The sequence below is a fragment of the Paenarthrobacter sp. GQ52 genome, from assembly GCF_059759005.1.
On sequence record NZ_JCAXEJ010000017.1, the window covers coordinates 94041 to 101579 of the forward strand.

The 7539-nt window shown below is 63.2% G+C and carries 8 protein-coding genes; 6 read left to right on the forward strand and 2 right to left on the reverse strand.

The genetic code is table 11. The features are described from left to right. The first annotated feature begins 61 nt into the window (after window positions 1-61). Window positions 62-1225: a glycoside hydrolase family 76 protein gene (locus AC6CH8_RS18355; RefSeq protein ID WP_498191777.1), complete on the forward strand. Its 1164-nt coding sequence runs from the start codon at window positions 62-64 to the stop codon at window positions 1223-1225. Here the strand turns inward: AC6CH8_RS18355 and AC6CH8_RS18360 are convergent. Beyond that, a complete protein-coding gene (locus AC6CH8_RS18360; protein WP_420180121.1) occupies window positions 1222-1827 on the reverse strand; it encodes a YdeI/OmpD-associated family protein in 606 nt (201 codons plus the stop codon). The genes AC6CH8_RS18355 and AC6CH8_RS18360 overlap by 4 nt on opposite strands. Before the next feature lie 99 nt (window positions 1828-1926). On the opposite strand from AC6CH8_RS18360, the gene AC6CH8_RS18365 reads away from it, so the two are divergent. The 5 genes from AC6CH8_RS18365 to tgt all read left to right on the forward strand — a co-directional run bounded on the left by AC6CH8_RS18365 (window position 1927) and on the right by tgt (window position 6527). Further along, window positions 1927-2640 (forward strand): hypothetical protein, encoded by a 714-nt coding sequence (locus tag AC6CH8_RS18365; protein ID WP_498191778.1) that lies wholly within the window; start codon window positions 1927-1929, stop codon window positions 2638-2640. Between the two features lie 77 nt (window positions 2641-2717). Further along, window positions 2718-3257, forward strand: a complete 540-nt coding sequence (locus tag AC6CH8_RS18370; protein ID WP_091465301.1) for an NUDIX hydrolase family protein — start codon at window positions 2718-2720, stop codon at window positions 3255-3257. A gap of 73 nt (window positions 3258-3330) precedes the next feature. Continuing rightward, a complete protein-coding gene (locus tag AC6CH8_RS18375; RefSeq protein ID WP_476112842.1) occupies window positions 3331-4344 on the forward strand; it encodes a DUF6707 family protein in 1014 nt (337 codons plus the stop codon). A 72-nt stretch (window positions 4345-4416) separates the two neighbouring features. Next, a complete protein-coding gene (locus tag AC6CH8_RS18380) occupies window positions 4417-5127 on the forward strand; it encodes an SRPBCC family protein (protein ID WP_091467504.1) in 711 nt (236 codons plus the stop codon). Between the two features lie 128 nt (window positions 5128-5255). Continuing rightward, on the forward strand, window positions 5256-6527 hold the full coding sequence (gene tgt, locus AC6CH8_RS18385) for a tRNA guanosine(34) transglycosylase Tgt (RefSeq protein WP_498191782.1): 1272 nt from the start codon (window positions 5256-5258) through the stop codon (window positions 6525-6527). Window positions 6528-6608: 81 nt separating this feature from the next. On the opposite strand, the gene AC6CH8_RS18390 is transcribed toward tgt, so the two are convergent. Then, window positions 6609-7319: a queuosine precursor transporter gene (locus tag AC6CH8_RS18390; protein ID WP_091465298.1), complete on the reverse strand. Its 711-nt coding sequence runs from the start codon at window positions 7317-7319 to the stop codon at window positions 6609-6611. Window positions 7320-7539: the final 220 nt, after the last annotated feature.

Sequence of the window (7539 nt, forward strand, 5' to 3'; positions counted from 1 at the left end):
TGGGGAAGCGCACACTGCCCGCCCTGAAAGGCGAATTCCCCGGCCCGGTTAGGCTAATTGCATGTCCAGTCAGATCGATCCAGCCGGGAAGCCTGCCCCCTCCACAGACGCCACCGAGTGGGCGGCGCGTGCCAATCAGGCTGCCCGATCAGTGACCCGAAGCTTCGGCAGGCGCCTGCTGTTCCTTCCAGGTACGCACATAGGTGCAGTGAGCCTTCCCAGCCGCACCATCAACAGTCTCTCCGGCCCTTGGCACTACTGGTGGCAGGCGCATTACGTCGACTGCCTGGTGGACGCCGGCCGCCGTGAACTCGCGAGCAAAACAAAGTTCGACGGCGACTCCCGCCCGAGCGCGGGTCGGCTCGCTTCGCGGCTGGTCACCACAATCCGGTTGCGGAATCTGCTGCGCTTCGTCAACGACTACTACGACGACATGGCGTGGCTGGCACTCGCCACGCTGCGTCTGGAGAAGCTGGCGGAGGAGACCAGGAAACCTGGTCGGCGGCGCAACGCTTATGTCCGCAAGAGCCTGACGTTGCAGTTCGATTCGGCGTCAACAGACGATTTTGGTGGCGGCACCTTCTGGAGTACCAAACGGGACTTCAAGAACACGCCTGCCACCGCCCCGGTGGCCCTGTACTACGCCCGGACCGACCACGCAGAGCGCGCACAGAAGTTGGTGGACTGGCTCAACAGCAAGCTCCTCCACCCGGACCGTGGCGTGTATCGGGACGGGCTTCGGATGAGTCAGGGCAAGGTGGTGGTGGATGAGGCCATTTACACCTATAACCAGGGCCCTGTCCTGGGTGCTTTGCTGGAGCTGGGCGGTGATGACAACCTGCGCAGGGCCGTCCTGCTTGTGGACGCCGTGAAACGCGAGCTGACACTGCCCGGCACGCAGGTCATCCGCGGTGACGGGACGGGCGATGGTGGCCTTTTCACCGGCATCCTGCTCCGCTATCTCGCTCTGGCAGCCCGGGACGCCAGACTCCCGGCCACAACCAGGGAAACGGCCAGGTCCTTGGTTCGCAGCACAGCCGAAGCGTTCTGGGCCGGGCGCCGCGAGGACCCGAACCAGGCCAAGGGCCGCAGGGGAACTCCAGCCATCGTGTTCTCTTTCGACCCCCAGCGACCGGCGCGCGAAACATATCCGGTGGGGGCCGCCGTCGAGCTTTCCACTCAGCTTCAAGCTTGGATGGCGTTGGAAGCTGCCGCCACGCTCTAGCTGTCGCTGGAAAGGGGACGCTTCCTTTGCGGGTATGGGGCCTCATGGCGGGCAAGCATCTCCACGAAACCGGCGATCTTGCGAGCGCGGGTGTCTGCCCGTTTAACCCCGTTGGTGCGGTGAATGAGGGCGAAGCGGTTCTGCGAGGTCAGGCAATCGAACATCGCCTGGGCCTCCGGGACTGCGGCGATGGCTGCCGCGAGGTCATCCGGAACCACGGAATCGGCTGGCCCGGCGTAGGCGGCTTCCCAGCGTCCGTCAGCTTTTGCGGCCTCGACGGCAGCCCGCCCGGCATCGGTCATTTTGCCCTCGGATTCCAGTCGCGCAATGTGCCCCACATTCCGCGCTGACCAGATGCTCCTGCGGCCGCGGGGCGTCATTCGCTGGAAGTAGCTTTCGGCGTCGCGGCTCTTCGCTTGGCCGTCAATCCAGCCGAAGCACAGGGCCTCGTCCAGGGCGGCGTCGTAGTCCAACTCAGTGATGCTGCCGCCCTTCTTGTGCAGGATCAGCCACACGCCGGGACTCTCAGCGGCATGCTCCGAAAGCCAGGAGCGCCAGGCGGCGCCGTCTGCGACAAGAAGTTCCTCAAGTTCAATGGGCATGGGTTCATTCTCCTGTGAAACGCACCGTGCCCGGCAGGGCCACGCGGCATAGGCTGGGAGCGGACGCCCGAACCGCGAGGACCCAGCCCAGGAGGACCAATGTTGCGAGCCCGCCCCATCCATTACACATCGCACTTTGAGCAGTGGGCCACGCTGCTGCAGGCGCTGGGTTTGGCGAAGACGGTGGACGACGGCGACTGGCAGGAGTTCGACGCCGGTTCGGGTCGCGTCGCGTTGGGTCGCCTGGAGCACGGCCACCCCCTTGATGCCTACACCATCTTCAGCGTGGAGGTGGGAAACCTGGAGGAATTCGCACGCCGCACCGAGGAAGACGGCACCCAGGCAGAACTCCACGAAGCCTCCTACGGGCCCACGGCGCGTATCTCGGCCGACGACGGTTTCGAGTTTTTTGCTTTCCCCGCGTCACGGGCAGCGGATGGCAGCTGGGCCACGTCAAGCGATGCAGACCCAGCACTCACGGTGGTAGCAACGTGGGTCAGCCCCTTGGTGGCATTCTCCGCAAATGTTCTCCGCAACATCGGCGCCCTGCAGCGCACAGAAGACGACGAATCGGCCACGTTCACCACCAAGAACGGCGGAATCCTCCAGATTATTCAAGGCGCGGACGCCACCAACGGGGACCTCGCGTTTGAGTACGACGGCGAGTTGGAACCACTGCTTGAGCGCCTCAAGGCTGCGGACATCGAGGCCAGGATCACCGAAGACGTCCTGTACGTCGCCAACCCGGATGCTGTGAGCGGCGCGGCACCGGCGTCGATTGTGGTGGAGAAGTCACCAGTCACGGCCGCGTAATACAGCCGAGAGCGTAACGCCGCAGCCACGGCGCCGCTGCCAAGGAAGTTCGGCTGGGGATGCGGTAGAACTTAACCATGAGCGTACGTACACCCGACCCGTATCCAGGCTGGCTTTCAGATGAAGACCTCTTCGAAGCCCGCGGCCGCCTCCCCATGGTCTACGTGGAGGCCGTTCCGGTCAGGTTGGATCCGCTCGGTTATGTGAACGAAGTGGGCACCCTCCTTCAGGGCGACGCCGACGGAAACATGGTCCGCTACCTTGTGTCCGGCCGTGTTCTCTACCGGGAAACCATTCGTGCAGCGCTCCTACGGCACATGGAAAAGGACCTCGGCCCCCTGGCTTTCCCGCAGTTGCCCATCAGCCCTGTTCCCTTCACGGTGGCCGAATATTTCCCGGCTCCGTCTCAGACAGGCTTCACGGATGACCGCCAGCACGCCGTTTCCCTGGCCTACATCATCCCCGTGACCGGCGAATGCGAACCCCGCCAGGACGCTTTGGAACTCACGTGGATGACACCGCAAGAGGTGCTGAGCGAGAACGTCCAGCAGGAATTCGACGGCGGCCGCGGGAACCTCGTCCGGCAGGCCCTGGCTTTCTCGGGCATCGTTCTCTAGCGGGTCCCGACCCCTGCGCCAGCTGGTCTTTGTAGACTGGACGGCGGACCCCACGAGAACCAAAGGACTTCCGATGACTCACAGCCCAGCCACACAGCAATACATGGAAAAGCAGGCTGGGGACCTGCGGCCCGGGGATTTTGTGTTCCCGCCCGGTGACGGGCCGGCCGAGGAAATTGCCGCCGTTGAGGTGGAAAACGACGATTACGGCGTGGCTGCGTTGCTGCTGGTGACAATGGTCGACGGCGGCACGTTGCGGATCGCTGTAGGGTCCAGTGTTCCTGTGGGTGGCGGAGTTCCGGTTGACTCCGACGGCTCCGTCTCCAGCGCCGCGGACGAAAGCACCCCTGACTCCAGCACCTCGGACTCAAGCACCCCGGCAGGAGGCGACGCCGACGCTCCCGCGGGTCCCGCCGTCGTCGTTCCTCCCCGCCCGGAAACGCCGCCGACGCACACCGGTCCCAGCGCTGAGGAGCTGGCCCTCATCCCTGAGCCTGACGGCACACCGGAAGCCGTGGTTCGTGCTGCGGCAGCCAACCACAAGGGTAAGAACGGTGTGCAGGTCCTGGCGGATCGCCTCGCGAAAGGCATCAATACCAAGTCGGGAAGCTGCCTGCGGGACCTCAGCGACCTCGCCTTCGATCTCTGCATTGTGCTGCGCGATCCGGACCACGCTTTGGCAGTCGCCGATTTGCTGAACGTGCTGCCCTTTGACGGCAACCTGGACCGCTGGGCATCGATCGAACGTGCCTTGGCGCTATCCAGTTTCATTTGCCGCGAAGCCGGACAAGCCGAGCGCGCCGCTGTTTACGAAAAATTGTTGCGCGCCCCCGAGTCGCAGGAAGAAGACCCCTTCAAGGCCCGGATCAATGCCCGGGTCAGGCAGCGTTCGCTGAACGAACCCAACCTGTACGACAAGGAAATCTTCCGCGCAATCGACAACGGGAATCACGAAGCTGAGCGTGAATGGCGGTTCCTCCGGCTCGAGGCGCTGATGTTCCTGCGTGCCCACGGTGGATCGAAGACCATCGACGAGGACGAGCTGGCCCGGCGAATCGGCAATGAACTTGAGTCGGTGCGCGCCTAGCTTCCCCTGTACCGATTTTTAGGGAATATCAAGACCTGTTATGTGGGCGCCAACGGCGGTAGATTCGGGGCCATGACGAACAATCTGAGCGTTGTGGTTAATGCCGACGCGCAGCAGGTTTGGACAATGCTGCGTGAACCGTCGTTGGTGGCTCAATGGCACGGCTGGGAAGCCGACGATCTCGCCGACGAAATCAAACAGATCTACTTCAACACCGATGTGGTGGAGGGGCCCGATCACACGAGCCTGACCGTCAACGGCGGTGACGTCTTTGAGCTCCATCCGGTGTCCGGTGGCACGGAAGTGCGGGTCACCAGGGCCGCCCTCGATCACAACTCGGAATGGGCCGAGTGGGATGAGGACATCACTCAGGGTTGGCTCACGTTCCTGCATCAGCTGCGGTTCGCGCTGGAACGGCACCCCCACGGACACCGGCGGACCCATTTCATCTCCCTGCCGGGTAAAGGCGGGCCGGCGATTGAGAAGCTGGGGCTCGGGGATTTACCGCCTGTTGGAGAGGAATACTCGCTCACGCTTGCCACGGGTGAGAAGATCTCCGGCAAGGTCTGGTTCAAGAGCCGGCACCAGGTGGGCCTCACCGTCCACAGCTACGCCGAGCACGGCGACGGGCTGCTGATCGTCGCTGAGCAACTGCCGATTCCGGAGAAAAGGCCCGACGGCGGTTCCATGGTGATTGCCTCCACCTACGATTTGGGGGCCCACACCTTGGCGGACATCCGGTCCTCGTGGGACAAGTGGAAGGCTGAGAGCTACGGTTCGTAGGGGTTTTTCGGCAGGTTACCCGCGGTAAAGCTGGCACACTTGGTAGCGTGCCAGCTTCCCTTCCTGCTTCTGCGTCTTTGTCCGATCCTTCTGCTGTTCCGGCTTCCACTCCGCCTGCGCTCCCCGGGTTGCCAGGGCTGACTGCCCGGCAATCCGAGTTCTCCTTCTCGGTGGGTAAGCGCCTCACGGAAACGTGCCCGCCGTCGGACGCTCAGGTAGACGCCAACGGCGGCGCTTTCCTAGGCCGAACCGGAACCATCACCACACCGCACGGGACCATCCAGACGCCCGCGTTCATCGCCGTCGGGACCAAGGCAACCGTGAAGGCGGTGCTGCCGGAGTCCATCGCCGAGCTCGGTGCGCAGGCTGTGCTTGCCAACGCCTACCATCTGTACCTACAGCCGGGGCCGGAGATTCTCGACGCCGCTGGCGGGCTTGGCGCGTTCATGAACTGGGCGGGGCCGACATTCACCGACTCCGGCGGATTCCAGGTGATGAGCCTGGGCTCGGGGTTCAAGAAGGTCATCGATATGAAGAACGTGGACAGCTCCGGTCCGGATGACGCAGTAGCGCCCGGCAAGGAGCGGCTGGCACACATTGACGACGACGGTGTCTGGTTCAAATCGCACCTGAACGGAGACCGGCACCGCTTCTCCCCCGAGATCTCCATGCAGGTCCAGCACCAGATCGGCGCGGACATCATGTTCGCCTTCGACGAGCTCACAACGCTGCAGAACTCGCGTGCGTACCAGGAGGAATCGCTGGAACGGACGCGGCTCTGGGCTTTGCGCTGCCTGGAGGAGCATGCGTCGTTGACTTCATCCCGTGTGGACAAGCCGTATCAGGCGTTGTTCGGCGTCATCCAGGGCGCCCAATACGAGGACCTCCGACGCAAGGCATGCCAGGATTTGGGTGCCATGCCCTTTGACGGGTACGGGATCGGCGGTGCTCTGGAGAAGGAAAACCTGGGCACGATTGTGCGCTGGTGCAACGAGGAATTGCCCGAAAACAAGCCGCGGCACCTGTTGGGCATCTCCGAACCGGACGACATCTTCACGGCCATCGAGAACGGCGCCGACACGTTCGACTGCGTCTCCCCCACGCGTGTTGCCCGAAACTCGGCGTTCTACACCCCGTACGGCCGGTTCAACCTGTCCGGGGCCAAGTACAAAACCGATTTCGGGCCATTGCAGGACGGCTGCGACTGCTACACCTGCGTGAACTATTCACGGGCCTACATCCACCATCTGTTCAAGGCCAAGGAAATGCTCTCGGCAACCCTGATCTCCATCCATAACGAGCGCTTCGTGGTGAAGATGGTGGACGACGCGCGCCTGGCCATCGAATCCGGGGACTTCTTCGAGTTCAAGGCGGAGACCCTGGGTCGGTACTACTCGTAGGCGTCGAGATCGCCGGAAGCGTGCGTGAGCGTGCGGAAACTTCCGGCGAACTCACACGTTTCCGGCGATCTCGGCCCGAGACTAGGCTGCGGCAACCCCGTAGCTGGGCTCGCGCTTTTTGATCCAACCAACCACCAGCACGGTGACGGGGACGAACAAGAACTCCACGGCCGTCTTGTAGACGAAGCCAACCAGGACGTAGTTCAGGAACGAGCCGAAGTCCGTGATGCCGATGACCGACGCCGCGATGGTGCAGAAGATCAGGGTGTCCACGAATTCGCCCACCACGGACGAGCCCATCAGGCGCGCCCACAGGGACTTCTCCCCCGTGCGCGCCTTCATCTTCACCAGGATCCACGAGTTGATGGTCTGCCCGGCCAGGAAAGCGAGCAGTGAACCGAGGACGATCAGCGGAACCGGGCCCAGAGCACCTTCGATGGCTGCTTGCTTTGCGGTGCCGTACTCGTCGCTGAAGCCGGGAAGCACGATGATGATCCAGTAGCAGAGCGATGCGAACACCGAGAGCGCGAACGAAGTGATGATGGCTTTGCGCGCCACCTTGAAACCGTAGACCTCGCTCATCACGTCCCCCAGGATGTAGGCGATCGGGAAGAGGAAGAACCCGCCGTCAGTGATAATCGGCCCGATCACCACGCCCTTGGAAGCGCCGATGTTGGACAGGATCAGCACCACGGCCATGATGGCCAGCATGATGCCGAAATACGGGGAACCGATGGAAGCGAAGCGCGGAGCGGGCTTGCTCAAAGTACTGGAGCCTGAGGGCGAGGGCATGGGTCATCCATTTCGTAGTGGTTCGCGCAGGCTCCCTGGTGAGGGAACCCCGCTGTATTAGCACTGTGGGTTGGTGGGGCATCCGGCCCGGCACCGGTTCCATTCTCCCACTCCTTCATCCCCAACGCTCGCTCACCTCCCACGTGCTTGAATCAAACGCTCGCTCACCTCCCACGTGCTTGACCCCAACGCTCGCTCACCTCCCACGTGCTTGACCCCA

What these genes read in the sequence shown, in the direction of transcription:
- AC6CH8_RS18355 (WP_498191777.1), top strand. Translation starts at nt 62, where the DNA reads ATGTCCAGTCAGATCGATCCAGCCGGGAAGCCTGCCCCCTCCACAGAC.
- AC6CH8_RS18360 (WP_420180121.1), bottom strand. Translation starts at nt 1,827, where the DNA reads ATGCCCATTGAACTTGAGGAACTTCTTGTCGCAGACGGCGCCGCCTGG.
- AC6CH8_RS18365 (WP_498191778.1), top strand. Translation starts at nt 1,927, where the DNA reads ATGTTGCGAGCCCGCCCCATCCATTACACATCGCACTTTGAGCAGTGG.
- AC6CH8_RS18370 (WP_091465301.1), top strand. Translation starts at nt 2,718, where the DNA reads ATGAGCGTACGTACACCCGACCCGTATCCAGGCTGGCTTTCAGATGAA.
- AC6CH8_RS18375 (WP_476112842.1), top strand. Translation starts at nt 3,331, where the DNA reads ATGACTCACAGCCCAGCCACACAGCAATACATGGAAAAGCAGGCTGGG.
- AC6CH8_RS18380 (WP_091467504.1), top strand. Translation starts at nt 4,417, where the DNA reads ATGACGAACAATCTGAGCGTTGTGGTTAATGCCGACGCGCAGCAGGTT.
- AC6CH8_RS18390 (WP_091465298.1), bottom strand. Translation starts at nt 7,319, where the DNA reads ATGCCCTCGCCCTCAGGCTCCAGTACTTTGAGCAAGCCCGCTCCGCGC.